At 69.5% G+C, this 24415-nt stretch carries 24 protein-coding genes and 1 tRNA gene; 12 read left to right on the forward strand and 13 right to left on the reverse strand.

Annotated elements, in window-relative coordinates:
* Nucleotides 1-16: 16 nt before the first annotated feature.
* The gene (aceF, locus tag IS481_RS07400) at nt 17-1678 is read left to right on the forward strand and encodes a dihydrolipoyllysine-residue acetyltransferase (RefSeq protein WP_114699297.1); all 1662 of its coding nucleotides are present in this window, start codon (nt 17-19) and stop codon (nt 1676-1678) included.
* A gap of 10 nt (nt 1679-1688) precedes the next feature.
* Entirely contained in the window at nt 1689-3467 is a 1779-nt protein-coding gene (gene lpdA / locus IS481_RS07405) for a dihydrolipoyl dehydrogenase (RefSeq protein ID WP_132763139.1), read from the forward strand.
* Between the two features lie 60 nt (nt 3468-3527).
* Here lpdA and IS481_RS07410 read toward each other — a convergent pair whose 3' ends face one another.
* The gene (locus IS481_RS07410; RefSeq protein WP_104356439.1) at nt 3528-5651 is read right to left on the reverse strand and encodes a sodium-translocating pyrophosphatase; all 2124 of its coding nucleotides are present in this window, start codon (nt 5649-5651) and stop codon (nt 3528-3530) included.
* Nucleotides 5652-5874: 223 nt separating this feature from the next.
* Between IS481_RS07410 and ppa the strand changes: the two genes are divergently transcribed.
* Nucleotides 5875-6411 (forward strand): inorganic diphosphatase, encoded by a 537-nt coding sequence (gene ppa, locus IS481_RS07415; RefSeq protein ID WP_104356440.1) that lies wholly within the window; start codon nt 5875-5877, stop codon nt 6409-6411.
* Between the two features lie 91 nt (nt 6412-6502).
* Nucleotides 6503-7138: a class I SAM-dependent methyltransferase gene (locus tag IS481_RS07420; RefSeq protein WP_146079513.1), complete on the forward strand. Its 636-nt coding sequence runs from the start codon at nt 6503-6505 to the stop codon at nt 7136-7138.
* Nucleotides 7139-7157: 19 nt separating this feature from the next.
* Here the strand turns inward: IS481_RS07420 and IS481_RS07425 are convergent, their stop codons facing one another.
* Complete coding sequence (locus IS481_RS07425; RefSeq protein WP_147280032.1) at nt 7158-7604, reverse strand: hypothetical protein; 447 nt, start codon at nt 7602-7604, stop codon at nt 7158-7160.
* 343 nt (nt 7605-7947) lie between these two features.
* Nucleotides 7948-8367, reverse strand: a complete 420-nt coding sequence (locus IS481_RS07430) for a GreA/GreB family elongation factor (RefSeq protein WP_104356443.1) — start codon at nt 8365-8367, stop codon at nt 7948-7950.
* A 963-nt stretch (nt 8368-9330) separates the two neighbouring features.
* Here IS481_RS07430 and IS481_RS07435 point away from each other — a divergent pair.
* Nucleotides 9331-9531, forward strand: coding sequence for a hypothetical protein (locus IS481_RS07435; RefSeq protein ID WP_104356444.1), 201 nt, complete (start codon nt 9331-9333; stop codon nt 9529-9531).
* 282 nt (nt 9532-9813) lie between these two features.
* Here IS481_RS07435 and IS481_RS07440 read toward each other — a convergent pair.
* From IS481_RS07440 to IS481_RS07480, 9 genes are all read right to left on the reverse strand, one after another.
* Nucleotides 9814-9889 (reverse strand) — tRNA-Asn (locus IS481_RS07440).
* A gap of 54 nt (nt 9890-9943) precedes the next feature.
* Nucleotides 9944-11029 (reverse strand): NAD(P)/FAD-dependent oxidoreductase, encoded by a 1086-nt coding sequence (locus IS481_RS07445; RefSeq protein ID WP_104356445.1) that lies wholly within the window; start codon nt 11027-11029, stop codon nt 9944-9946.
* An 8-nt stretch (nt 11030-11037) separates the two neighbouring features.
* Entirely contained in the window at nt 11038-11361 is a 324-nt protein-coding gene (gene fdxA / locus IS481_RS07450; RefSeq protein ID WP_104356446.1) for a ferredoxin FdxA, read from the reverse strand.
* Nucleotides 11362-11463: 102 nt separating this feature from the next.
* Nucleotides 11464-12246 (reverse strand): uroporphyrinogen-III C-methyltransferase, encoded by a 783-nt coding sequence (gene cobA / locus IS481_RS07455; RefSeq protein WP_104356447.1) that lies wholly within the window; start codon nt 12244-12246, stop codon nt 11464-11466.
* A gap of 20 nt (nt 12247-12266) precedes the next feature.
* Complete coding sequence (locus tag IS481_RS07460; RefSeq protein ID WP_104356448.1) at nt 12267-13544, reverse strand: sulfate adenylyltransferase subunit 1; 1278 nt, start codon at nt 13542-13544, stop codon at nt 12267-12269.
* Nucleotides 13544-14503 (reverse strand): sulfate adenylyltransferase subunit CysD, encoded by a 960-nt coding sequence (gene cysD / locus IS481_RS07465; RefSeq protein ID WP_104356449.1) that lies wholly within the window; start codon nt 14501-14503, stop codon nt 13544-13546. The genes IS481_RS07460 and cysD overlap by 1 nt, the downstream gene beginning before the upstream one ends.
* A complete protein-coding gene (locus tag IS481_RS07470; RefSeq protein ID WP_104356450.1) occupies nt 14500-15339 on the reverse strand; it encodes a phosphoadenylyl-sulfate reductase in 840 nt (279 codons plus the stop codon). The genes cysD and IS481_RS07470 overlap by 4 nt, the downstream gene beginning before the upstream one ends.
* On the reverse strand, nt 15336-15731 hold the full coding sequence (locus IS481_RS07475; RefSeq protein WP_104356451.1) for a DUF934 domain-containing protein: 396 nt from the start codon (nt 15729-15731) through the stop codon (nt 15336-15338). The genes IS481_RS07470 and IS481_RS07475 overlap by 4 nt, the downstream gene beginning before the upstream one ends.
* Before the next feature lie 31 nt (nt 15732-15762).
* Entirely contained in the window at nt 15763-17550 is a 1788-nt protein-coding gene (locus tag IS481_RS07480) for a nitrite/sulfite reductase (RefSeq protein WP_104356452.1), read from the reverse strand.
* 211 nt (nt 17551-17761) lie between these two features.
* Between IS481_RS07480 and IS481_RS07485 the strand changes: the two genes are divergently transcribed.
* A complete protein-coding gene (locus IS481_RS07485; RefSeq protein ID WP_104356453.1) occupies nt 17762-18709 on the forward strand; it encodes a patatin-like phospholipase family protein in 948 nt (315 codons plus the stop codon).
* A 174-nt stretch (nt 18710-18883) separates the two neighbouring features.
* On the opposite strand, the gene phaP is transcribed toward IS481_RS07485, so the two are convergent.
* Nucleotides 18884-19441, reverse strand: coding sequence for a TIGR01841 family phasin (gene phaP / locus IS481_RS07490; RefSeq protein WP_104356454.1), 558 nt, complete (start codon nt 19439-19441; stop codon nt 18884-18886).
* Nucleotides 19442-19647: 206 nt separating this feature from the next.
* Between phaP and IS481_RS07495 the strand changes: the two genes are divergently transcribed.
* The 6 genes from IS481_RS07495 to IS481_RS07520 all read left to right on the forward strand — a co-directional run bounded on the left by IS481_RS07495 (nt 19648) and on the right by IS481_RS07520 (nt 24403).
* On the forward strand, nt 19648-20079 hold the full coding sequence (locus IS481_RS07495; RefSeq protein WP_104356455.1) for an acyl-CoA thioesterase: 432 nt from the start codon (nt 19648-19650) through the stop codon (nt 20077-20079).
* The gene (locus tag IS481_RS07500) at nt 20076-20774 is read left to right on the forward strand and encodes a nitroreductase (protein WP_104356456.1); all 699 of its coding nucleotides are present in this window, start codon (nt 20076-20078) and stop codon (nt 20772-20774) included. The genes IS481_RS07495 and IS481_RS07500 overlap by 4 nt, the downstream gene beginning before the upstream one ends.
* A 10-nt stretch (nt 20775-20784) precedes the next feature.
* A complete protein-coding gene (locus IS481_RS07505; RefSeq protein WP_198425461.1) occupies nt 20785-21159 on the forward strand; it encodes a DnaJ family domain-containing protein in 375 nt (124 codons plus the stop codon).
* Between the two features lie 94 nt (nt 21160-21253).
* A complete protein-coding gene (locus IS481_RS07510; RefSeq protein ID WP_104356628.1) occupies nt 21254-21919 on the forward strand; it encodes a LutC/YkgG family protein in 666 nt (221 codons plus the stop codon).
* 52 nt (nt 21920-21971) lie between these two features.
* The gene (locus tag IS481_RS07515; protein ID WP_104356458.1) at nt 21972-23387 is read left to right on the forward strand and encodes a sodium:proton antiporter; all 1416 of its coding nucleotides are present in this window, start codon (nt 21972-21974) and stop codon (nt 23385-23387) included.
* 20 nt (nt 23388-23407) lie between these two features.
* A complete protein-coding gene (locus tag IS481_RS07520) occupies nt 23408-24403 on the forward strand; it encodes a 2-hydroxyacid dehydrogenase (RefSeq protein WP_104356459.1) in 996 nt (331 codons plus the stop codon).
* The last annotated feature ends 12 nt before the right edge of the window (nt 24404-24415 follow it).

Here is a 24415-nt window from a genome sequence, read left to right on the forward strand (position 1 = left end):
ACGACGGGGACACGCAATGGCATTGGTGGAAGTGAAGGTCCCCGACATCGGGGATTTCAAGGACGTCGAGATCATCGAGGTGCTGGTGCAGCCCGGCGACACGATCAAGGCCGAGCAGTCGTTGGTCACCGTCGAGAGCGACAAGGCGTCGATGGAAATCCCCTCGTCGCATGCCGGGGTGGTCAAGGAGCTGAAGGTCAAGCTCGGTGACAAGGTCAGCGAGGGCAGCCTGCTGCTGCTGCTCGAGGCGGCCGATGCCGCTGCGGCGGCGCCGGCCCCGGCGGCTGCCGCGCCTGCGGCCGAGCCTGCACCCGCGCCGGCCCCGGCCGCTGCGGCCGCCCCGGCGCCGGCTGCCGCGGGCGGCACGGTCGAGGTGGTCGTGCCGGACATCGGCGACTTCAAGGACGTGGCGGTCATCGAGGTGCTGGTGCAGCCGGGTGACCGGGTGCAGGCGGAGCAGTCGCTGATCACCGTGGAAAGCGACAAGGCGTCGATGGAGATCCCGTCGTCGCACGCCGGCGTCGTCAAGGAGCTGAAGGTCAAGGTCGGCGACAAGGTCAGCCAGGGCAGCCTGATCGCCGTGGTCGAGGCCGAGGGGGCCGCAGCGCCGGCGCCGGCCGCCGCGGCACCGCAGCCTGCGCAGCCGCCGGCCGCGGCGGCCGGCCCCGCCGAGCTGGCCAGCCAGCCGGTGGCGCGTACCTCGCCGACGGCCGCACTGCCGGCGCACGAGCCGACCGCCCCGCGCGGCAAGCTGCCGCACGCCTCGCCGAGCATCCGCAAGCTGGCGCGCGAGCTGGGCGTGCCGCTGGAGGAAGTGCCGGGCACCGGCCCGAAGGGCCGCATCACCCAGGAGGACGTGCAGAACTTCGTCAAGAAGGTGATGGCCGGCGACGTGCAGACCCAGGCCCAGAAGGGCAAGGGCGCCGGCACCGCGGGCGGGGCGCTGCCCGGCCTGCTGCCTTGGCCGCAGGTGGACTTCGCCAAGTTCGGCCCGGTCGAGCGCAAGGACCTGTCGCGCATCAAGAAGATCAGCGGTGCCAACCTGCACCGCAACTGGGTGATGATCCCGCATGTCACCAACCACGAGGATGCGGACATCACCGAGCTGGAAGCCTTCCGCGTCTCGCTGAACAAGGAGTACGAGAAGGCGGGCGTGAAGGTCACGATGCTGGCCTTCCTGATCAAGGCCTGCGTCGCGGCGCTGAAGAAGTTCCCCGAGTTCAACGCCTCGCTGGACGGCGAGACGCTGGTGCTCAAGAAGTACTACCACATCGGCTTTGCCGCCGACACGCCCAACGGGCTGGTGGTGCCGGTGATCAAGGACGCCGACAAGAAGGGTGTCCTCGAGATCGCCAAGGAAACCGCCGAGCTCGCCGCCAAGGCGCGCGAAGGCAAGCTGAGCCCGGCCGAGATGTCCGGTGGCTGCTTCTCGATCTCGTCGCTGGGCGGCATCGGCGGCACCTACTTCACGCCGATCATCAACGCGCCCGAAGTCGCGATCCTGGGCGTGTGCCGCTCGGCGATGAAGCCGGTGTGGGACGGCAAGCAGTTCCAGCCGCGCCTGATCCTGCCGCTGTCGCTGAGCTGGGACCACCGGGTCATCGACGGCGCGGCGGCGGCCCGCTTCAACACCTACCTGGCCAACGTGCTGGCGGACTTCCGCCGCGTGTTGCTGTAAGGAGCCTGCCGTGGCAGTGATCGAGATCAAGGTCCCGGACATCGGCGACTTCAAGGACGTGGCGGTCATCGAGGTGCTGGTGCAGCCGGGTGACCGGGTGCAGGCGGAGCAGTCGCTGATCACCGTGGAAAGCGACAAGGCGTCGATGGAGATCCCGTCGTCGCATGCCGGCGTGGTCAAGGAGCTGAAGGTCAAGGTCGGCGACAAGGTCAGCGAGGGCTCGGTGATCCTGACGCTGGACGCCGAGGCCGAAGGCGCCGCGGCGCCTGCGCCGGCTCCGGCCGCAGCCCCTGCGGCGGCCCCTGCCGTGACGGCGGCCGCGCCTGCGCCGGTGGCGGCGAGCTACGGCGGCGGTGCCGACCTCGAATGCGACATGCTGGTGCTGGGCGGCGGCCCGGGCGGCTACTCGGCCGCCTTCCGTGCCGCGGACCTCGGCATGAAGGTGGTGCTGGTCGAGCGCTACGCGACGCTGGGCGGCGTGTGCCTGAACGTGGGCTGCATCCCGTCCAAGGCGCTGCTGCACGTCGCGTCCGTGATGGACGAGGTGAAGCACTTCGCCGACCTGGGCGTGAGCTTCGGCGAGCCCACGGTGGACCTGGCCAAGCTGCTCGCGCACAAGAACAAGGTGGTCGGCAAGCTGACCGGCGGCCTGGCCGCGATGGCCAAGATGCGCAAGGTCACCGTGGTGCGCGGCTACGGCAGCTTCCTCGACCCGCACCACGTGCAGGTGGAGGAAACCACCGGCACCGGCCAGGACAAGACCGGCAAGACGCAGACCATCCGCTTCAAGCAGGCCATCATCGCGGCCGGCTCGCAGGCGGTGCGGTTGCCGTTCCTGCCCGACGACGAGCGTGTCATCGACTCGACCGGCGCGCTGGAGCTGCGCCGCATCCCGAAGCGCATGCTGATCATCGGCGGCGGCATCATCGGCCTGGAGATGGGCACGGTGTACTCGACGCTGGGCGCGCGGCTGGACGTGGTCGAGATGCTCGACGGCCTGATGCAGGGCGCCGACCGCGACCTGGTCAAGGTGTGGCAGAAGATGAACGCCTCGCGCTTCGACCACATCATGCTCAGGACGAAGACCGTCGGCGCCGAGGCGACCGCCGACGGCATCCTGGTGCGCTTCGAGGGCGAGGGGGCGCCGAAGGAGCCGCAGCTGTACGACCTGGTGCTGCAGGCGGTCGGCCGTGCGCCCAACGGCCGGAAGATCGGCGCCGACAAGGCCGGCCTGAACGTCACCGAGCGCGGCTTCATCCCGGTCGACATCCAGATGCGCACCAACGTGCCGCACATCTTCGCGATCGGCGACATCGTCGGCCAGCCCATGCTGGCGCACAAGGCCGTGCACGAGGCCCACGTGGCGGCAGAAGCCGCGGCGGGCGAGAAGGTGGCCTTCGAGGCGCGCGTGATCCCGAGCGTGGCCTACACCGACCCGGAAGTGGCCTGGGTGGGCCTGACCGAGGACCAGGCCAAGGCCGAGGGCCGCAAGGTGAAGAAGGGCCTGTTTCCCTGGACGGCCTCGGGCCGCGCGATCGCCAACGGCCGCGACGAGGGCTTCACCAAGCTGCTGTTCGACGAGGAGACGCACCGCATCGTCGGCGGCGGCATCGTCGGCACGCATGCAGGCGACATGATCGGCGAGATCGCGCTGGCCATCGAGATGGGCGCCGACGAGGTCGACATCGGCAAGACCATCCACCCGCACCCGACGCTGGGCGAATCCATCGGCATGGCCGCCGAGGTCGCGCACGGCACCTGCACCGACGTGCCGCCGCAGCGCAAGTGAGCCTGCGTGCCTGAAAGAAAAAACGCCCGCGATTGCGGGCGTTTTCCGTGGGTGAGGGCGTCAGCGCGAGGGCGATGCCTGCACCACCACCGCAGCCGGCGGTGACGCCGGCGCCTCGGCCTTCGCGGCCATGGTGCCGGGCAGCAGCGGCACGATCAGCAGCGCGACGATGTTGATGATCTTGATCAGCGGGTTGACCGCGGGGCCGGCCGTGTCCTTGTAGGGGTCGCCCACGGTGTCGCCGGTCACGGCCGCCTTGTGCGCCTCGCTGCCCTTGCCGCCGTGGTTGCCTTCCTCGATGTACTTCTTGGCGTTGTCCCAGGCGCCGCCGCCGGTGCACATCGAGATCGCGACGAACAGGCCGGTGACGATGGTGCCCATCAGCAGGCCGCCGAGCGCCGCCGGGCCGAGCAGCAGGCCGACCAGGATCGGTACCACCACCGGCAGCAGCGACGGGATCACCATCTCCTTGATCGCCGCACTGGTCAGCATGTCCACCGCGGTGCCGTACTCGGGCTTGCCGGTGCCTTCCATGATGCCGGGGATGGTCTTGAACTGCCGGCGCACTTCCTCGACCACGCTGCCCGCCGCGCGCCCGACGGCTTCCATCGCCATCGCGCCGAACAGGTAGGGGATCAGGCCGCCGATGAACAGGCCGACGATCACCTCATGGTTGGAGAGGTCGAAGCTGATGCTCATGCCCTGCGCCTCGAGCGCGTGGGTGTAGTCGGCAAACAGCACCAGCGCCGCCAGGCCCGCCGAGCCGATCGCATAGCCCTTGGTCACCGCCTTGGTGGTGTTGCCCACCGCATCCAGCGGGTCGGTGATGTCGCGCACGCTGTCGGGCAGCTCGGCCATCTCGGCGATGCCGCCCGCGTTGTCGGTGATCGGGCCGTAGGCGTCCAGCGCGACGATGATGCCTGCGAGGCTCAGCATCGAGGTGGCCGCCACCGCGATGCCGTACAGGCCGGCGAGCCAGTACGAGACGATGATCGCCGCGCACACGAACAGCACCGGCCAGGCGGTCGACTTCATGCTCACGCCCAGGCCGGCGATGATGTTGGTGCCGTGGCCGGTGGTCGAGGCCTGCGCGATGTGCTTGACGGGGCCGTAGTCGGTGCCGGTGTAGTACTCGGTGATCCACACCATCAGCGCGGTCAGCACCAGGCCCACCACCGCCGAGCCGAACAGGCGCAGCTGCGAGCCGCCGCTGCCCAGCGCGTCGTCGGGGATGACCCAGGTGGTGATGAAGTAGAAGCCGATCAGCGCGAGCACGCCCGAGACCACCAGGCCGCGGTACAGCGCCGGCATCACGTTGCGCATCTGCGGACTGGCCTTGACGACCATGCAGCCGATGATGGAGGCGATGATCGAGAAGCCGCCCAGCGCCAGCGGATACAAAGCCGCCGCCTCGGGGGCGGCGGTGACCATCAGGGCGCCCAGCACCATCGTCGCGATGAGCGTGACCGCATAGGTCTCGAACAGGTCCGCTGCCATGCCGGCGCAGTCGCCGACGTTGTCGCCCACGTTGTCGGCGATCACCGCCGGGTTGCGCGGGTCGTCCTCCGGGATGCCCGCCTCGACCTTGCCGACCAGGTCGGCGCCGACGTCGGCCCCCTTGGTGAAGATGCCGCCGCCCAGGCGCGCGAAGATGGAGATCAGCGAGGAGCCGAAGGCCAGGCCCAGCAGCGGCTTGAGCTGCGCCGCCAGCCCGCCGTCGGCCGCGCCGCTGGCAGTCAGCGCCCAGTAGAACACGCTCACGCCCAGCAGCCCGAGGCCCACCACCAGCAGGCCGGTGATCGCGCCGCCCTTGAACGCGACGTTGAGCGCTTCATTGATGCCCTGGGTGGCCGCCTGGGCGGTGCGCACGTTGGCGCGCACCGAAGTGTTCATGCCGATGAACCCGCAGGCCCCGGAGAGCACGGCCCCGACGACGAAGGCGACCGCCGTGACGACGTCGATGAAGATCGCGATCAGCACCGCCAGCACCACGCCGACGATCGCGATGGTCTTGTACTGTCGTGCCAGGTAGGCTGCGGCACCCTGCTGGATGGCCGAGGCGATCTCCTGCATGCGGGGATTCCCGGCGTCCTGCCTGAGGATCCAACTGCGTGACACGAAGCCGTACACGACGGCGGCAAGGCCGCACGCAAGCGCAAAGTAAAGCGCCAAAGAACTGGACATGAGGCTGTCTCCTTCCTCGTGGTGATCCGGAAATGAATCGACGCGCCCGGATCTTGGTGCCCGGGTCGCCGTTGCATGCTACGGGATGGCTACTGGCGCCGCAATCGAGCCCGCCCGGGGAAGGCCGCCACGTTGCAGGGGCGCCGCAGGGGCCGGCGTCAGGGCGCCGTCAGCGCAACCGCTACACTTCGGGTTTTCCCTCGCCAAATCTTCCCGAAACATCATGAGCCTGCATCACGTCACGCCGGGCAAGAACGCCCCGGAAGAGTTCAATGTGGTCATCGAAATCCCGATGAACTCCGACCCGATCAAGTACGAGGTCGACAAGGAGACCGGGGCGCTGTTCGTCGACCGCTTCATGACCACGGCGATGTACTACCCGTGCAACTACGGCTACGTCCCGCAGACCCTGTCGCAGGACGGCGATCCGGTCGACGTGCTGGTGATCACGCCGTTCCCGCTGTTCTCCGGCGTGGTGGTGACCTGCCGCCCGATCGGCATGCTGCAGATGGAGGACGAGGCGGGCGGCGACGCCAAGCTGCTGGCCGTGCCGACCACCAAGATCCTGCCGATCTATGACCACTGGAAGAAGCCGGAGGACATCAACCCGATGCGCCTGAAGGCGATCCAGCACTTCTTCGAGCACTACAAGGACCTCGAGTCCGGCAAGTGGGTCAAGGTCACCGGCTGGCAGGGCCCGGAGGCCGCCAAGAAGGAAATCATGGACGGCATCGCGAACTTCGCCGCCAACAAGAAGTGAGCCCGCGTTTCGCGCTCGCATCGGACGACAGGCCGGCTTTGCCGGCCTGTTTCTTTTCGGGAGCGAGCATGCCGCTTGCTCCATGCCCGGCATGAAGACCTCTTCCGCCATCCCCGGGAGGAACGTGCCTGCATCCGCCGCCTCGACCTGGTGCTGGGCGCGCCGCGTGGCCGTCCAGTGGCTGCGGCGCCGGCTGGGCCTGGCGGTGCGCCTCGACACCGACGACCGGCGCCTGCTCGAGCAATGCATCCTGCCGTACTACGCGGCGCGGGCGGACGTGCGCCGCGTGCTGTTCGTCGGGGTGGGCTGGTACACCGAAGCCTACGAGGCCCTGTTCGCGGGCCGTCGCTACGTGACGCTGGACATGGACCCGCGCGTCGCCCGTCACGGCAGCCGCCAGCACCATGTGGTCGGCTCGGCCGTCGAGGCGGGGCAGCTGTTCGGGCCGGGGGCGTTCGACCTCGTGGTGTTCAACGGCGTGTTCGGCTGGGGGCTGGACGAGCGCGCGGACGTCAATGCGGCGCTCGAAAGCTTCCACCACGTCCTGCGGCCGGGGGGCGAACTGGTGGTGGGCTGGAACGACGTCGCCTTGCGGCGCCCGTACGAGTTCTCGTCCAGCGAGGCGCTGCGGCATTTCGAGCCGGTGACGCTGCCGCCGCTGGGCGTGGCGCAGTTGCAGCTGGAGACCGACAACCGGCACCGCTTCGAGTTCTATCGCCGGCCTTGAAGACCGCGTGGGCGGCTGGCTACTGCTGCCGGTCGATCCGGCGGGCCGCATCGGGTACCGTGACGGTCACGCGGGCGCTGCCGTCGTCCGCATCCGGCGGGTACACACCGGCCGCGCCATGCCGGAGCATCACCTCGCGCACCCGCGTGGCCTGGGCCGCATCGTCGGCTTGCACGCACAGGGCCGTGCCACCGCCGCGCAGCGCCGCTTCGTACAGCTGTGTGTCGCTGCTCGATCCGCCGAAGTCGACGAACAGCGAGCGGACCAGGTCCTCGATCGATGCCTGCACCGACATGCTGCGCGCCACCGACCGGTCTTCGTCATCCGGCCCGCCGGCCAATGCGATCCGTTCGGGCGCGATGCCCAGTGCCAGCAGTTCCTGCCGGGCCTGCTGCGCCGCCTCGCGCCGGTCGAAGACGCCTGCCTGTACCTGATTCATCGCTCGCTCCTTGTCCCGGCCGGCCACCGGCCGTGTCTCCGACTTCGGCAAACGACGGTCCCGGTATGCAGGCGTGAGCAAGGCCTGCGAACCGAGAGCAGGTCGGCGTTTGTGTAACCCGCTGCGTCGCCTGCGGGCCGATCGGCAGGGCCGGCTAGCGATTGCTTACGGTGCCGGGTCCACAGCACCAAGAATCCCAAGACGCAGCGACGGCCTCTGCCGCCGGCCGCCTCCGTGCGACGAAGCCGCAGTGCTTCGCGCTTTGGGTCCATGCGTCGTTGGGATGTTCCGGGAGGTCCTCCATGCGTCGGTGCGCGGGTGGACCTCCCCTTGCTTCATTGCAGGGGGCGGGTCGTGCCGTACGCGTGCCTCAGGCCCCGTAGTCGCCCGCGGCTTCCGGCTGGTACACGACCTCCAGCACCTGCGCGGTGTGCGGCTCGCCGGTGGGACCGGTCCAGCTGACGGTCTGCCCGGTCCGGGCGCCGAGCAGGCTCAGCCCCATCGGCGTCAGCACCGACACCGTGCCTTCAGGCGGCGGGCTGCCTTCCACCGGATAGGACAGGGTGAACTCGACGGGCGCCTCGCCGGTGCGGGCCACCCGCACCCGGGAGCGCATCGTCACCACGTCGGCGGCAATCTCCGTGGCCTCGACGACGTCGGCGAAATCCAGGATTTCCTCGGCCAGCGCCGCCAGCTTGGGGGGCAGGCCCGCACGCGAGCGGGCCAGCAACGAAGTGAGTCGGGCGTGGTCCAGTTTGGTGAGCACGCGCTCTTGGGTCAGTACCTCCATGCAGCACTCCTGAGTCTGGTGGGGAGGGCCCGGTTCAGGCGCCTCCATTGCGCGGGTGGGGGCCCGGCGACCTGGGTTTGCGCGAAGAGGAACGGGAAGAAGGGGGAGGGGTCGCCGGGCTCAGGGATGTGCGGCCAGTTCGGGCCGCAGGCCGGCGCTATCGTCACGTCGGTTCAACGGACGGCAGGCCACCCGCGGCATGGCCGCGCCGGCGCGAGGCGCGCAGGACGGATTGCGGTTCGGGTGGCACGTCATGGCTTCAATATACACCGGCGTGACGCGCCTCCGGCAAGACGCGCGCTGCATGTCGCAGTCGGTGGCCCGGTTTCTTGACTGGGGCCGGGCAGGGCGATGCCGTGCCGCACCGTCGCCTGCCTCGTCAGCCCATGGACGGCGATGCGGCGCACGGCCCTGCAGGCGGGGGCGCATGGCGCGCAGGCGAGGGGCCTTCGCATCGGTGCATGGGTCGTCGGTCTCGGGCCCGAGGACGCTGCTACAGAAAGTAGCAATCTGATCCGGCCCCAGGAAGGATGCGGGGTCGGGCAGGTTGCTCCGATCCGATGCACAGGGTTTTCCACAGCAACCGTGGATTTCCGAAGGGCCCTTCACGATCGCCTCGGTCTCGGCCCGGTGCGCGCCGCGCAACGATGGTGCGCCCTGCGTGCAGGGCGGGTGGGTGTCGGTGCGGTGCGCCAGGATGCCAGGCCCCCCGAGGCCGGCGTGCGCGTCGCGTGCTGCGTGTCGGCAGGAGACCTCGGCGGGCATGCGGCGTACCCCTGCTTCGCAAGCCGCGCGCGAGTGCATCTCTCGCCTGGGCGGGCAACCGCGTTGCACGGGCTTGCTGCGCTTCCGGCGGGCACGATTGACCGAGCGCAAAAGTTCTTCGCGGCAACCCCCTTGGGGGGATTGGCAGTGCGAAGGCTGACCGGCTAGTTTTCCGGGGCCGAATGACAGGAGGGTTCTATGTACGTGCGTATGGTTCCCTTGCCCACCAACAGAGGAACGGTCTACATCAATCCGCAGAACGTGGTTGCGGTGGAGCGAGCGTCCGACGACAGTTGTCGCATCCAGTTCGTCGGGGCGAGCGCGGCGCTCGATGTCCTGCTGCCACAGCACAAGGTCGTCGGAGAACTGGCCGGCAGCGAAGCTCCGAAAGGCGGTTGAGCGGACGTCGTCGACCACCCTTGCCGGGCCACGATCGTCGTGACCGACCCGGGCCGGCGTGGTCGTGGCCTAGTCAACGGCAACAAGCATGGGTCGCTTGGTGCAATGCCAGGCATCGGCTCCCATGCGCACCAAACCAACCGGTGGCAGCCGCGGCGATGCAGTGCAGGTCGCCGCGATCACGCTGTCGCAGGGGACGGCGGGCCGCGGCCGATCGATGCGCGCCGATGTCGCAAACCAAAAGAAAAGGGGCCGCCTGGACGGGCGGCCCCTCGTGTTTTTTGGCTCCCCGACCTGGGCTCGAACCAGGGACCTACGGATTAACAGTCCGGCGCTCTACCGACTGAGCTATCGGGGAACAGAGCCTCGCATTATAGGACGTTTTTCAAACGATGTGCAAGTGGTCTTGCACTCAATCGTCGAACGTCGGCGTCTCGACCCCCAGCGCCTTGTGCAGCTTGGGGCTGGTGGTCGTGTACTGCAGGTGGATGGCCTTGCCCGGGAACACGTACGACGTCGCGCCGAATGCAGCCAGCGCGGCTTCGTGGAAGCCGCACAGGATCAGCTTCTTCTTGCCGGGATAGGTGTTGATGTCGCCCACCGCGAAGATGCCCGGGATGCTGGTCTCGAACTTCTCGGTGTCGACGACGACCTGCTTGCGCTCCAGCGCCAGGCCCCAGTCGGCGATCGGGCCGAGCTTGGGACTGAGGCCGAAGAACACCAGCAGCATGTCCAGCGGCACGACGCGCGTGACGCCGTCGCTGCCGGTGACCTTCACGCCGCTGAGGCGGCCGTCGGCTTCCTCGTAGCCGGTGACCTGGCCGACGAGGAACTGCATCTTCATCGCCTCGCACAGCTCGCGCATGCGCGCCACGGAGGCCGGCGCGGCGCGGAAGCCGTCGCGGCGGTGGATGAGGACCACGCTCGCAGCCTGGTGCGGGCCATCCTGCGCGAAGTGGTTCGCCCAGTCGAGCGCGGAATCGCCGCCGCCGACGATGACGAGGTGCTTGCCGGCAAACTGCGCCGGGTCCTTGACGCGGTAGAAGAGCTGCCGCTCCTCGTGCCGCTCGATCCCGTCGAGCTTGAGGCGCCGCGGCTGGAACGCGCCCACGCCGGCGGCGATGAACACCGTGCGGGCGAGGAAGCGCGTGCCGCGGGAGGTCTCGACGCGGAACCGGCCGTCGGCCTGCTTCTCGACCACGGTCACTTCCTGGCCGAGGTGGAAGGTCGGATGGAACGGCTCGACCTGCTTGAGCAGGTTGTCGGTCAGCTCGCGGCCGGTGCACACCGGCACGGCCGGAATGTCGTAGATCGGCTTGTCGGGATAGAGCTCGACGCACTGGCCGCCGGGATAGGGCAGGGCGTCGACGACGTGCGCCTTGATCTCCAGCAGCCCGAGCTCGAACACCTGGAACAGCCCGACGGGGCCGGCCCCGACGATGAGCGCGTCGGTGTCGATGACCTCCGCCTGCGGCTGCTGCGTCGGGGCGACGGACATGGCGGGCGTCAGCGGATCAGCTCGTCCAGCTTGCCGGTGCGGTTGCGCCACTCCTCGGCGTCAGGCAGCGGGTCCTTGCGCTTGGTGATGCTGGGCCACTTCTTGGCCAGCTCGGCGTTCAGCGCGATGAAGTGCTGCTGGTCGGCCGGCACGTCCTCTTCCGGCAGGATGGCATTGACCGGGCATTCCGGGATGCACACCGCGCAGTCGATGCACTCGTCGGGGTCGATGGCCAGGAAGTTGGGGCCTTCGCGGAAGCAGTCCACCGGGCAGACGTCGACACAGTCGGTGTACTTGCAGCGGATGCAGGCCTCGGTCACTACGTGGGTCATGGTGGGTCTCGTTGGGTTTGACGGTTGTCTCCGGTGCGCCGCGACGAGGCGAACATCAGGCGGCGAGCTGGGCCGTCGCGCTCGTGCACCGAACGCGTGATTCTAGGGCTTCAGGGTTTGTCCCAGCCCTTGATCGGGCGCAATGCCCTCCCTGCAGGCGGCAGATGCGGATGCGACCGGCGCCCGCGCGGCGTCCACGGCGCGCGCACCGGCACCGACCACGACCACGGTCGGGCGGCCGGCGTGCAGCAGGCTGGCCTGGGCCAGGGTGTCCAGGGTGTGGTCGCTGTGCAGCTGGTCGGGCCAGCCGGCGCGCGAGACCACGCTGACCGGCGTGGCGGGGTCCCAGCCGGCCTCGCGCAGGCGCCGCGACAGGGGGCCCAGCTGCTTGCCGGCCATGTAGAAGACTTCGGTGTCGGCGCTGCGGCTGGCGTGCAGGTCGCCGGTGCGGGTCATCGCGGTGGTGAGGCTGACGCTGCGCCCGCTGCCGCGCCGCGTGAGCGGCCGCAGCGTGTCGGCGGCCGCGGCCAGCGCGGCGGTCACGCCGGGCACCACCTCGACTTCCAGGCCCGCCTCGGCGCAGGCCTGCAGTTCTTCCTCGAGGCGGCCGAAGACGCTCGGGTCGCCGCCCTTGAGGCGCACGACCAGCCCGTCTTCGCGCCCATGGCGCACGATCAGCGCGTTGATCGCGGCCTGCCCGGTGCTGTCGCAGAAGCCGCGCTTGCCGACGTGGATCCATTGCGCGCGCGGCGCGAGTTCGCGCAATGCCGGGTCGGTGAGCGCGTCGTGCAGCACCACGTCGGCCCGGGCCAGCAGGCGGGCGCCGCGCAGCGTGATCAGGTCCGCCGCGCCGGGGCCGGCTCCGATGAATGCGACCTTGCCCACGCCTGCCAGGCCTTCCTGCCTCAGGCCGCGGCCTTGACCAGCAGCGCGCCGCTGGTGCGGTTGCTGGCCGGGTCGACGATGATCAGCGCGCCGCCGACGCGGTTGTCCTCGTAGGGCTCGACCGGCAGCGGCTGCTGGGTTTCGACGATCACGTGGCCGATGTCGTTGACGGCCAGCTCCTGGGCCTCGGTGGCCTGCAGCGTGTGGATGTCCAGGCGGCTCTCGATCGCGGCGATGCGGGCCTGCACCCAGCGGTTGCCGTGGCGCACCCAGTACTTGCGGCCGACCACGGCCGGCTCGGTGTCCAGCCAGGCCAGCGTCGCGGAGAAGCGCTGCGTCGCCTGGACGGAGTGCGGCGTGGCGATCCAGTCGCCGCGCGAGACGTCGAGCTGGCGGTCCAGCACGATGCCGGCCGACTCGCCGGCCGAGCAGCTGTCCACCACCGAGCCGGCGCGACGCACCTCGGCCACCGTGGCGATCTCGCCGCTCGGGAAGATCTGCACCGTGTCGCCGGCCCGCACCTGGCCGTGCGCGATGCGGCCCCACAGCGTGCGCGGCTGGTTGCCGGTGCCTTCGCCTTCGCGGGCGACGTACTGCACGGGGATCAGCAGGTTGCCGGTCTTGCGTTCCTGCGTGGTGGGCAGCGACTCGAGCAGCTGCAGCAGCGACGGGCCCTGGTACCAGGGCGCATCCAGCGGTTGCGTGACGTTGTCGCCGCGCAGCGCCGACACCGGGATGATGCCGGCGACCTGCACGCCCGCGCGCTCGGCGAAGTCGAGCAGGGCGTTGCGCACCGCCTCGTAGGCGGCCTGCGGCTGCGCGACCGCATCCAGCTTGTTGACCGCGAACACGATGCTCGGCACGCGCAGCAGGTGCGCCAGCAGCGCATGGCGGCGCGTCTGCGGCAGCAGCTGCACCGGGCGGGCGCTGGTGTCGAGCTTGGTGATGTCGACCAGCACCACGGCGGCATCGCTGCCGGCCGCGGCCGTCACCATGTTGCGGGTGTACTGCTCGTGGCCCGGTGCGTCGGCGATGATGAACTTGCGCTGCTTGGTCGCGAAGTAGCGGTAGGCCACGTCGATCGTGATGCCCTGCTCGCGCTCGGCCTCCAGGCCGTCGGTCAGCAGCGACAGGTCGATCTGGTCGCCCACGGCACGCTTTTGCAGCGTGTCGAGCTGGTCGGCCAGGATCGCGCGGCTGTCATAGAGCAGCCGGCCGATCAGCGTGCTCTTGCCGTCGTCCACGCTGCCCGCGGTCAGGAAGCGCAGCGCGCGGTGGGGCGTTTGTTCCAGAGTCATCAGAAATACCCTTCCTTCTTGCGGCGTTCCATCGAGGCGTCGGAGGTGCGGTCGTCCATGCGGGTGGCACCGCGCTCGCTGATCGTGACCGTCAGCGTCTCGGCGACGATCTCGGCCGGCGTGGCGGCATCGCTTTCCACCGGGCAGGTGCAGGTCATGTCGCCGACGGTGCGGAAGCGCACCCGCGCGGTCTCGACGGTTTCGCCCGGCTGCACCGGGGTCACCTCGGTCACCGGCACCAGCAGGCCCTTGCGGCGCACCACCTGGCGGTTATGCGCGTAGTACAGGCTCGGCAGCGGGATGTTCTCGCGCGCGATGTACAGCCACACGTCCAGCTCGGTCCAGTTGCTGATCGGGAAGGCGCGCATGTGCTCGCCCGGCTTGATGCGGGTGTTGAACAGCGTCCAGAGTTCAGGGCGCTGCTCCTTGGGCTGCCACTGGCCGAAGCTGTCGCGGTGGCTGAAGATGCGTTCCTTCGCGCGCGCCTTTTCCTCGTCGCGGCGTGCGCCGCCGATCAGCACGTCGAAACGGTGCTCCTCGATGGCCTCGAGCAGCGTGACGGTCTGGTGGCCGTTGCGCGATTCCAGCGGATGCGCGAGGCGCACCGTGCCGCGCTTGATCGAGTCCTCCAGGTGGCCCACCACCAGGCGCTCGCCCATCTCGGCCACGCGGCGGTCGCGGAACTCGATCACTTCGGGGAAGTTGTGGCCGGTGTCCACGTGCAGCAGCGGGAAGGGCAGGCGGCCCCTGAACTGGCCGTTGCCCAGGCTGTTCTTGAACGCTTTCTCGGCCAGGCGCAGCACCACGCACGAGTCCTTGCCGCCGGAGAACAGCAGCGCCGGGCGCTCGAAGGCCGCGGCGGTCTCGCGCAGGATGAAGATGGCTTCTTCTTCCAGCCAGTCCAGGTGGCGATGGTCCAGTTCGGGCAACAGCTTGTCCACGCTCAGCGGGGCGTTCATGCTTGGGCTCCAGTGTTCGATGCGGCAGCGGGCGATGGCGCAGCGCGCTGGCCGCCGTTCCGTGTCTGATCCGGTTGCGACTTGACGTGCAGGCCGCACTCCTTGGCGTCCTCCGCCTCCCACCACCAGCGGCCGGCGCGGAAGTCCTCGCCCAGCGCGATGGCGCGGGTGCACGGCGCGCAGCCGATGCTGGGGTAGAAGCGGTCGTGCAGCGGGTTGTAGTCGACGCCTTCGGTGGCGATGTAGTGCCACACGTCGCCCCAGGTCCAGTTGGCCAGCGGGTTGTACTTGGTCAGCCCCTTGGTGGCCACCTCGCTGGTGTCGACCAGTCCCACGTTGGCGCGCGCCTGCGACTGCTCGCGGCGCAGGCCCGTGATCCAGCCGCGCTGCCCGGCCAGCGCGCGGCCCAGCGGCTCCATCTTGCGGATGGAGCAGCAGGCCTTGCGCAGCTCGATGCTGCGGTACATCGCGTCCTGGCCGTGGGTGCGGATGAACTGGATCACCGCTTCCTGCTGCGGCCGGTAGACCTTGACCGGCGCGCGCGAGGCGGCCTGGGTGCGTTCCAGCAGCGCCAGCGTCTCGTGGTGCAGCATGCCGGTCTCCAGCACGAACACCGGGATGTCCAGGCCCAGCGCGTTGATCAGGTGCGTGATCACCACGTCCTCGGCGCCCAGGCTGCTGGCCTGCGTCACGCCGCCTTCGGCCGCGGCGCGTTGCAGCAGCGCACGCGCCTCCTGCCGCTTGGCGTCGTGGTCGACGCTCGGGCGGTCGTACAGCTGCGTGGCCTTCTTGGGCGCCGCGCCGCCGCCGGCCAGGGAGACGGCGGACACGCTCATGCGGCCCTCCGCGCGAAGCGAGGCAGCGGCTGCAATGCGTCGCCCTGGTAGAAGCCGGGGAAGCGGTCCAGCTGGCGGCGGCCCTCGGCCGGGTCCAGCCCGGGGCTGAGCACCGCGGAGTCGAAGCCGCAGCGCTGCATCTGCAGCAGCTGGTCGATCAGCACGTCGCCGGTGGCGCGGATCTCGCCCTTGAAGCCGTAGCGGCGGCGCAGCAGCACGGCCTGGCTGTAGGCGCGGCCGTCGGTGAACTTCGGGAAGCTCAGTTCGACGCGGTCCACGCCCTGCAGCGCGCCGCTGCGGGCCAGCTCGGGCAGGTCCGCATCGTTCGGGATCTGCAGCACCTTCGCGTCGGCGGGGTCGGCGGGAACGGCGTTGGCAGCAAAGATGTTCATGTCGTGGATCTCGTGGATCGGCGCCGGCCGGTCAGGCCGCGGCCAGGTGTTCGGTGCGGGCGTGGCGGGCGCCGTTGGCGGCGGCCTTGAACGGGTCGTGGCCCACGCGGCGCAGCGTGTCGATGAAGAGTTCGCCGGGCTGGCGCAGCTCGCGGTAGACCTCGAGGATGGCCTCGATGGCGTCGGGCACCTCGTCGGCACGGAACGAGGGGCCGACCACCTTGCCGGGCTGCGCCGGGCCGGACAGGTCGCTGCCGTCGGTGCCGCCCAGCGTGATCTGGTACCACTCCATGCCGTCCTTGTCGACGCCGAGGATGCCGATGTGGCCGCTGTGGTGATGGCCGCAGGAGTTGATGCAGCCGCTCATGTGCAGGTCGATCGGGCCCAGGTCGAACAGCTCGTCGAGGTCCTGGTAGCGCTCGGTGATCGCCGCCGCGATCGGCAGCGAGCGGGCGTTGGCCAGCGAGCAGAAGTCGCCGCCCGGGCAGGCGATCATGTCGGTCAGCAACCCGATGTTGGGCGTGGCCAGGCCCAGCGAGCGGGCCGTCTCGTACAGCGCGGGCAGGTCGGACTCGTGCACCCAGGGCAGCAGCAGGTTCTGCTCGTGCGTCAGGCGCGCCTCGCCGGCGCTGAACTGCTCGGCGAGTTGCGCGAGCGCATCCAGCGTGTCGGCATCGGCGTCGCCGGGGGCGAAGCCCACGCGCTTGAACGACAGCGTGACGGCCTTGAGGCCCGGCAGGCGGTGGTTGCGCACGTTCTGCTTCAGCCAGCGCTGGTAGAGCAGGCCGTTGGTGTCGACCTTGGACGGCAGGTTGGCCGGCTTGAGCTCGGGCACCGCGAAGCCCGCCTGCACGCGGTCCAGCTCGGCCTGGGTGATGGTGTGCGGGGCGCCGTCCTGCTCGACGATGGCCTTGTATTCGGCCTCGACCGCATCGATGAAGCGCTGGCCTTCGGCCTTGACCAGGATCTTGATGCGCGCCTTCCACTTGTTGTCGCGCCGGCCGTAGCCGTTGTAGACGCGGATGACGGCCTCGAAGTAGTTCAGCAGCTGGTGCCAGGGCAGGAACTCGCGCACCACGGTGCCGATGACGGGCGTGCGGCCCATGCCACCGCCGACGCGGACCTTGAAGCCGACCTCGCCGTCGTCGGTGCGCACGGCCTGCACGCCGATGTCATACCAGCCGGTGGCGGCGCGGTCCTCGCGGGCGCCGTTGAAGGCGATCTTGAACTTGCGTGGCAGGAAGGCGAACTCGGGATGCAGCGTGCTCCACTGGCGCGCGATCTCGGCGAACGGGCGCACGTCGACGATGGTGTCATCGGCGATCCCGGCATCGGCCTCGCAGGTGATGTTGCGGATCGCGTTGCCGCTGGTCTGGATGCCGTGCATGTTCACGCTGGCCAGCAGCTCCATGACTTCGGCGGCCTTGGCCAGCGGGATCCAGTTGAACTGCACGTTGGTGCGCGTCGTGAAGTGGCCGTAGCCGTACTTCAGCCGCGGCGCGGCGAGCTTCTGGCCGGGCTGGGCGGCCTGCAGCGCGTCCTGGGTGGCCTGGGCATGGGCCAGCAGCTCGGGGTCGGGGCGGTCGTACTCGCGCGCGATGCGGGCCAGCATGCGCAGCTGCTTGCTGTTGATCTCGCCGTAGGGCACGGCGATGCGGGCCATCGGGGCATAGCGCTGGATGTACCAGCCGTTCTGCAGGCGCAGCGGCAGCAGCTGCTCGTCGGTCAGTTCGCCGCGCTGCCAGCGCTCCAGCTGGTCGCGGAACTGCGCGGCACGCTGCCTGACGAACTGCTGGTCGAACTCGTTGTATTGATACATCGTGGCTTCTTCAGTGAATGTCCTTCTGGCCGGCCTCCGGGAACCTCCCGCGCCCCTCGGGGCGGACCATGCCGATCGCCGGCCGCACGGGGCCGAACGGCGACTGTAGAAGCCCTCTATATAAAAGAGAACTACAGTTTTGTTGGTTGTTTATCGAAGAACGTTATTTGGAAAGCGTCGGGTCCGACCGGCCCCGATAGAATGCGCAGCCATGCCTGACTGCATCCGTGTGGCGCCACGCCGCATCTTCCTGGCGCAGTCGCTGCGGCGCTGCGCCCTGTTGGCGGCGGGCGCGCTGCTGGCGGCATGCCAGACCCCGCCCAGCCCGCCGCCTGCCCCTCCGCAAGAGCCTCCACCGGTCGCCACCCCGGCGCCGCCACCCCGGCCGCCGCGCATCGGGCTGGCGCTCGGCGGCGGTGCCGCGCGCGGCTTCGCGCACGTGGGCGTGCTGCAGGTGCTGGAGGAGCACGGCATCCGGCCCGACCTGGTGGTCGGCACCTCCGCCGGCAGCCTGGTCGCGACGCTGTATGCCTCCGGCAAGAGCGGCCAGCAGCTCGCCGCGCTGGCCGACAGCATGGACGAGCTGATGATCACCGACTGGTCGTTCCCGTTCCGCGGCGTGCTGCGCGGCCAGGCGCTGGCGCGCTACGTGCGGCAGCACACCGGCGGCAAGCTGATCGAGCAGATGGCCATCCCGCTGGGCATCGTCGCCACCGACCTGCGCAGCGGGCAGGGCGTGCTGTTCCGGCGCGGCGACGCGGCCACCGCGGTACGCGCTTCCAGCGCCGTGCCGGCCGTGTTCCAGCCGGTCAGCATCCAGGGGCGCGAGTACGTGGACGGCGGGCTGGTCTCGCCGGTGCCGGTGCGCCATGCGCGCGAGATGGGCGCGGAGCTGGTGATCGCGGTCGACATCTCCGCGGTGCCCGAGGGCAACCCGGTGGGGGACGCGATGAGCATGCTGCTGCAGACCTTCGCGATCATGGGGCGCAGCATCAACCAGTGGGAGCTGCGCGACGCCGACATCGTGATCCGTCCGCGGCTGGCCGGCATCGCCGGCGCGGACTTCGCGGCGCGCCGCCGCGTGATCCAGGCCGGGCGCGAGGCGGCGCAGGCCGCTATCCCGGAGCTCAAGCGCAAGATCGCCGCGGCGACCCCCTGAACGCGGGCAAAAAAATGCCCGGTGGCAAGACCACCGGGCAAAGGTACCTTGAAAGAGGATTTCGAGAGGTACCGAGGAGACAACCTTTCAGGGAGACCGTGACGTCACGGTGCTCCGGAGAGTGGGGGCCGGTCCGGAAAGTTCAAGCCCCCGCACACATCCTGTTACGCAGGCTCAGGCCGCGGCGCCGCGCTTGCCCTTGGTGGCCTGTTGCGTGGCCTTGACCGCGGTGTTGGTCACGGCCTGGAAGTTCGCTTCGGCCACGTCGGCAGCCTGCTTGACGGCCTTCTGCATGCTTTCGAACGCGTTGTTGGCGGCGGCGACGGCCGACTTGACCAGCGCGACGGCGTTCTCGGTGCCGGCCGGCGCGTTCTTCACCGCGTTGTCGACCACGGCCATGAACTTGCGCTGGAATTCGGCGACCTGTTCCTCGACCAGCTTGCCGACTTCGGCATTGGTGCTGGCGGCGATGTCGTACACGTGGCGGCCGTAGGCGGCGGCCTTCTCGGCGCTGGGCTGCAGCAGGCCGGCCTGCAGGGCCATCAGCTCCTGGGCGTCCTTCACCGACAGCACGGCCTGGGCATGGCTGGTGGCCTCGTCCAGGGCGGTCTTCGCGACTTGCACGTTCAGCCCGATCAGCTTCTCGGCGCCTTCGAAGGCTTTCTGGGTCAGGCCGAAGAGGGCCTCGACGTTGGCTTTCTGGGCTTCGATGATTTGTTCGGCAGTCAACATGTTTACCTCCTGGTGGGCGGGTTGCTGGGCGCTGCATCATGTTGCGCTGCAGCATGGAAGGAAGTATAGGGACTGGGGCCGGGCTTGCAAGCCTTTTTTGCTGCAATGCAGCAATTTTAGGTGGGGTCCTCTAAAACCGGGCCGGGGGGGTCGGTGTCGCGTTGCGGACAGCCGTCCGGCGCCGCGATGGAATAATCGTCTGCGCCATGTCCCGACCGCAGCCCGAGGCGCGCAGCGCCTACCGCCACTTCCTGCCGATCACCACCCGCTGGATGGACAACGACATCTACGGGCACGTCAACAACGTCGTCTACTACAGCTACTTCGACACGGTGGTGAACCAGTACCTGATCGCGCAAGGGGTGCTGGACATCCACGCCGGCGAGGTGATCGGGCTGGTGGTCGAGACCCAGTGCAACTACTTTGCGCCGCTGGCCTTCCCGCAGACGGTGGAAGCCGGCCTGCGCGTGGCCCGCCTCGGCACGTCGAGCGTGCGCTACGAGGTGGGGTTGTTTGCCGAAGGCGAGCCGCTGACCGCGGCGCGCGGTCACTTCGTGCACGTGTATGTGGATCGCACCACGCGCCGGCCGGCACCGCTGCCGGCATCGCTGGTGCAGGCCTTGGAGAAGCTCCGATGACGGGACTGCCCGACACCGCCGCGATCGTCGATGCGGCCATCACCTCGCGCCGCTCGGTGCGCGCCTTCCTGCCCACGCCGGTGCCGCGGCGCGTGATCGAGGACATCCTGCGCGTGGCGTCGCGCGCCCCCTCGGGCACCAACACCCAGCCGTGGAAGGTCTACGTGCTGACCGGTGCGGCGCGCGAGGCGCTCAGCCGCAAGATCCTGGCCGCCCACGACGACCCGGCGGTGGCTGCGACGCACCGGGAGGAGTATCCCTATTACCCGCGCGAGTGGGTCTCGCCCTACGTCGACCGGCGTCGCAAGGTGGGCTGGGACCTGTACGGGCTGCTGGGCATCGCCAAGGGCGACAAGGCGCGCATGCACGCCCAGCACGGGCGCAACTACTCGTTCTTCGACGCCCCGGTGGGGCTGATGTTCACGATCGACCGGGTGATGGAGCTGGGCAGCTGGCTGGACTACGGCATGTTCCTGCAGAACATCATGATCGCGGCGCGAGCCCGCGGGCTGGACACCTGCCCGCAGGCGGCGTTCACGCAGTTCCACCGCATCGTGATGGAGCACATCGGCGCGCCGGCCAACGAGATGCTGGTGTGCGGGATGTCGCTGGGCTACGCCGACCCCGAGGCGGTCGAGAATCGCCTGCAGACCGAGCGCGAGCCGGTCGAGGGCTTCACGACCTTCCTGGAATGACGCGATGGTGATGTCCGCGCTCGAGTGGGTGGCCGAGGAGCGCATCGCGCGCGCCGTGGCTGCCGGCGAGCTGTCCGGCCTGCCGGGCGAAGGCCGGCCGCTCGAGCTGGACGACGACCGCCTGGTCCCGGTGGAGCAGCGCGCTGCGCTGCGGGTGCTGAAGAACTCGGGCCACGTGCCCGAGGAGGTGCGCCTGCTCAAGGCCCTGCGCGAAGCCGAACGCGAGGCCGCCGATGCCGAGGGCGAGGCGCGCCTGGCCGCGCAGCGGCGCCTGCTGTCCTTGCGGGTGCGGCTGGAGGCGGCCGGCGTGCCATGTGGCAGTGGCACGGCCTGGGCCGAGTACGAGCCGCGCATCCGTGCACGGCTGGGACGCCAATCCGGCTGAACGGGCCATCGGTATTTTCCTGAGGCCGGGGCTTTCGGCAGTGAAGGTCCGCGTAAGGGACCCCTTCCTATAATCCGCCGCCATGCGGAGACCTCTGGAGACCACCCCCGCCCGCGAGCGCATCCTGGCGCGCATCCGGCGGCAGCAGCACCGCGACGAGGGCCAGCGGCCGGCGGAAGAACGGGAAGCGGACGAGTGGCTGCAAAGGCATCCGCGCGGTCCCTTGCCGGCGCTCGGCGCCGCACCCATCGAACGGTTCCGCGAGATGGCCCAGCGCATGCAGACCACGCTGGACGAAGTCGCCACGTGGGACGAGGCGCCGGCTGCGGTGGCGCGCTACCTCGCCGCACACGGGCTGCCCCCGGCGGCCGTCGCCTACGACAACCTGCAACACCTGCGCTGGCTGGAGGCGGGCCTCGCGGTGGAGCACCGCCCGCCGCGCGACGAGGACCTTGTCAGCATCACCGACTGCTTCTGCGCCGTGGCCGAGACCGGCTCGCTGGTGTTCGCGACCAGCCCGTCCATCTGGGCCACCGCCCACCTGCTGCCCGAGACGCACATCGTGCTGCTCGATGCGCGTCGCATCGTCAGCCACCAGGAAGACGCCTTCGACCTCATGCGCACCGAGCTGGGCGAGATCCCGCGCGGCTTCAACACCGTCTCGGGCCCATCCCGCACCGGTGACATCGAACAGACCATCGTGCTGGGCGCCCACGGCCCGTACCGGGTGCATGTCGTGATCGTCCGGACGCAGGGCTGAGCGCATGCGGTCCGGTCGCCCACCCACCCATCATTCGAGAGAAGAGAAGACGATGATCAGACACCTGCCGCGTCATGTGGCGCTGTTGTGCGCCGGCCTGCTCGCGCCGGGGCTGGCCCTGGCCGCCGACATCGATGGCGCCACGCTGTCGGTGTGGTGGGCCGTGCCGTTTGCCGGCATCCTGCTGTCGATCGCGATCGTGCCGCTGGTGGCGCCGTTCGTCTGGCACCACCACTACGGCAAGATCGCCGCCGGCTGGGCGCTCGCCTTCCTGATCCCGTTCGCGATCGCGTTCGGTCCGTCGACCGCGGCCGCCGGGTTGGTGCACGCGATGCTGGCCGAGTACATCCCGTTCATCATCCTGCTGACCGCGCTGTTCACGGTGGCCGGCGGCATCTTCGTGCGCGGCAACCTGCACGGCAGCCCGGCGCTGAACACCGGCCTGATGGCCATCGGCGCGTGCCTGGCCAGCGTGATGGGCACCACCGGCGCGTCGATGCTGCTGATCCGTCCGCTGATCCGTGCCAACGACAACCGCAAGCACGTCGCGCACGTCATCATCTTCTTCATCTTCATCGTCTCCAACATCGGCGGCTCGCTGACGCCGCTGGGGGATCCCCCGCTGTTCCTCGGCTTCCTGAAAGGGGTCGACTTCTTCTGGACGCTCCAGAACATCCTCCCTGAGACGCTGTTCCTGGTCGGTGCACTGCTGGTGATCTTCTACGTGCTCGACACCTGGTACTACCGGAAGGAGGGCGTGATCCCGCAGGACCCCACGCCTGACAGCCCGACCTTCGGCATCGAGGGCAAGGTGAACTTCGTGCTGCTGCTGGCCATCGTCGGCCTGGTGCTGATGAGCGGCATCTGGAACCCGGGCATCGAGTTCGACATCTGGGGCACGCACGTGGGCCTGCCCCAGGTGGTGCGCGACGTGGCGCTGGTGGCGATCACCTTCATCTCGCTGGTCGTCACGCCGCAGTCGGCGCGCGAGCAGAACCAGTTCGGCTGGGCGCCGATGGCCGAAGTGGCCAAGCTGTTCGCCGGCATCTTCCTGACCATCATCCCCGTGCTGGCGATGCTCAAGGCCGGCCTCGACGGCCCGTTCGCGCCGGTGGTGCAGCTGGTCACCTCGTCCGAAGGCCAGCCCATCCCGGCGATGTACTTCTGGGCCACGGGCCTGCTGTCGTCCTTCCTTGACAACGCCCCGACCTATCTGGTGTTCTTCAACCTGGCCGGCGGCGATCCGCAGGAGCTGATGACCACGCTGGCGCCGGTGCTGGTGGCCATCTCGGACGGCGCGGTGTTCATGGGCGCGGTGACCTACATCGGCAACGCGCCGAACCTGATGGTCAAGGCGATCGCCGAGGACCGCGACATCCGCATGCCGAGCTTCTTCGGCTACATGCTGTGGTCGGTGGGCATCCTGATGCCGCTGTTCGTCATCACCACGTTGATCTGGCTGCGCTGAGACGCGCAAGGAGGTCCGGCATGAAACCCTCAGTCCTGGTGGCCCGCAAGGTGTTCCCGGAGGTGATCGAGCGCCTGCGGCAGTACTTCGACGTCGAGGTCAACGAGGAGGACCGGACCTGGACGCCCGAGGAGTTCATCGCCCGGCTGCAGGGCAAGCAGGGCGTGTACCTGACGCCGACCAACCGGATCGACGCGGCGCTGCTGGATGCCTGCCCCGAGCTCAAGGTGGTGGCCAACATGGCGGTGGGCTACAACCACATCGACGTGGCGGCCTGCACCGCGCGCGGCGTGCTGTGCACCAACACGCCCGACGTGCTGACCGAGACCACCGCCGACTTCGGCATGGCGCTGCTGCTGGCCACCGCCCGGCGCGTGACCGAGGGCGAACGCTTCCTGCGCAGCGGGCAGTGGAGCAGCTGGTCGTACGACATGCTGATGGGTCGCGATGTGCACGGCGCGACGCTCGGCGTGCTGGGCATGGGGCGCATCGGGCAGGCCATCGCGCGCCGCGCCGCGCACGGCTTCGGCATGCGCGTGATCTACCACAACCGCCGGCGCCTGGCGCCCGAGATCGAGGCGGCGTTGAACGCGCGTTACGTCGGCAAGGAGGAGCTGCTGCGCGAGTCGGACCACCTGATCCTGGTGCTGCCGTACTCCCCGCAGAGCCACCATGCGATCGGCGCGGCCGAACTGGCGCTGATGAAGCCGACCGCCACGCTGGTCAACATCGCGCGCGGGGGCATCGTCGACGACGCCGCGCTGGCCGAGGCGCTGCGCGAGCGGCGCATCAGCGCGGCCGGGCTGGACGTCTTCGAAGGCGAGCCGCAGGTGCATCCCGGCCTGCTGGACGTGCCCAACGTGGTGCTGACGCCGCACATCGCCAGCGCCACCGTCGCGACGCGGCTGGCGATGGCCAACCTCGCGGCCGACAACCTGATCGCCGGGCTCGGCTGCGGGCCCCAGGCCGGTCACCCGCCGACGCCGGTCAACCCCGAGGTGCTGGCCCGCCGCTGAGCGCCGATCGCG

Source organism: Caldimonas thermodepolymerans (assembly GCF_015476235.1).
In the GTDB taxonomy this organism is placed as follows: domain Bacteria; phylum Pseudomonadota; class Gammaproteobacteria; order Burkholderiales; family Burkholderiaceae_C; genus Caldimonas; species Caldimonas thermodepolymerans.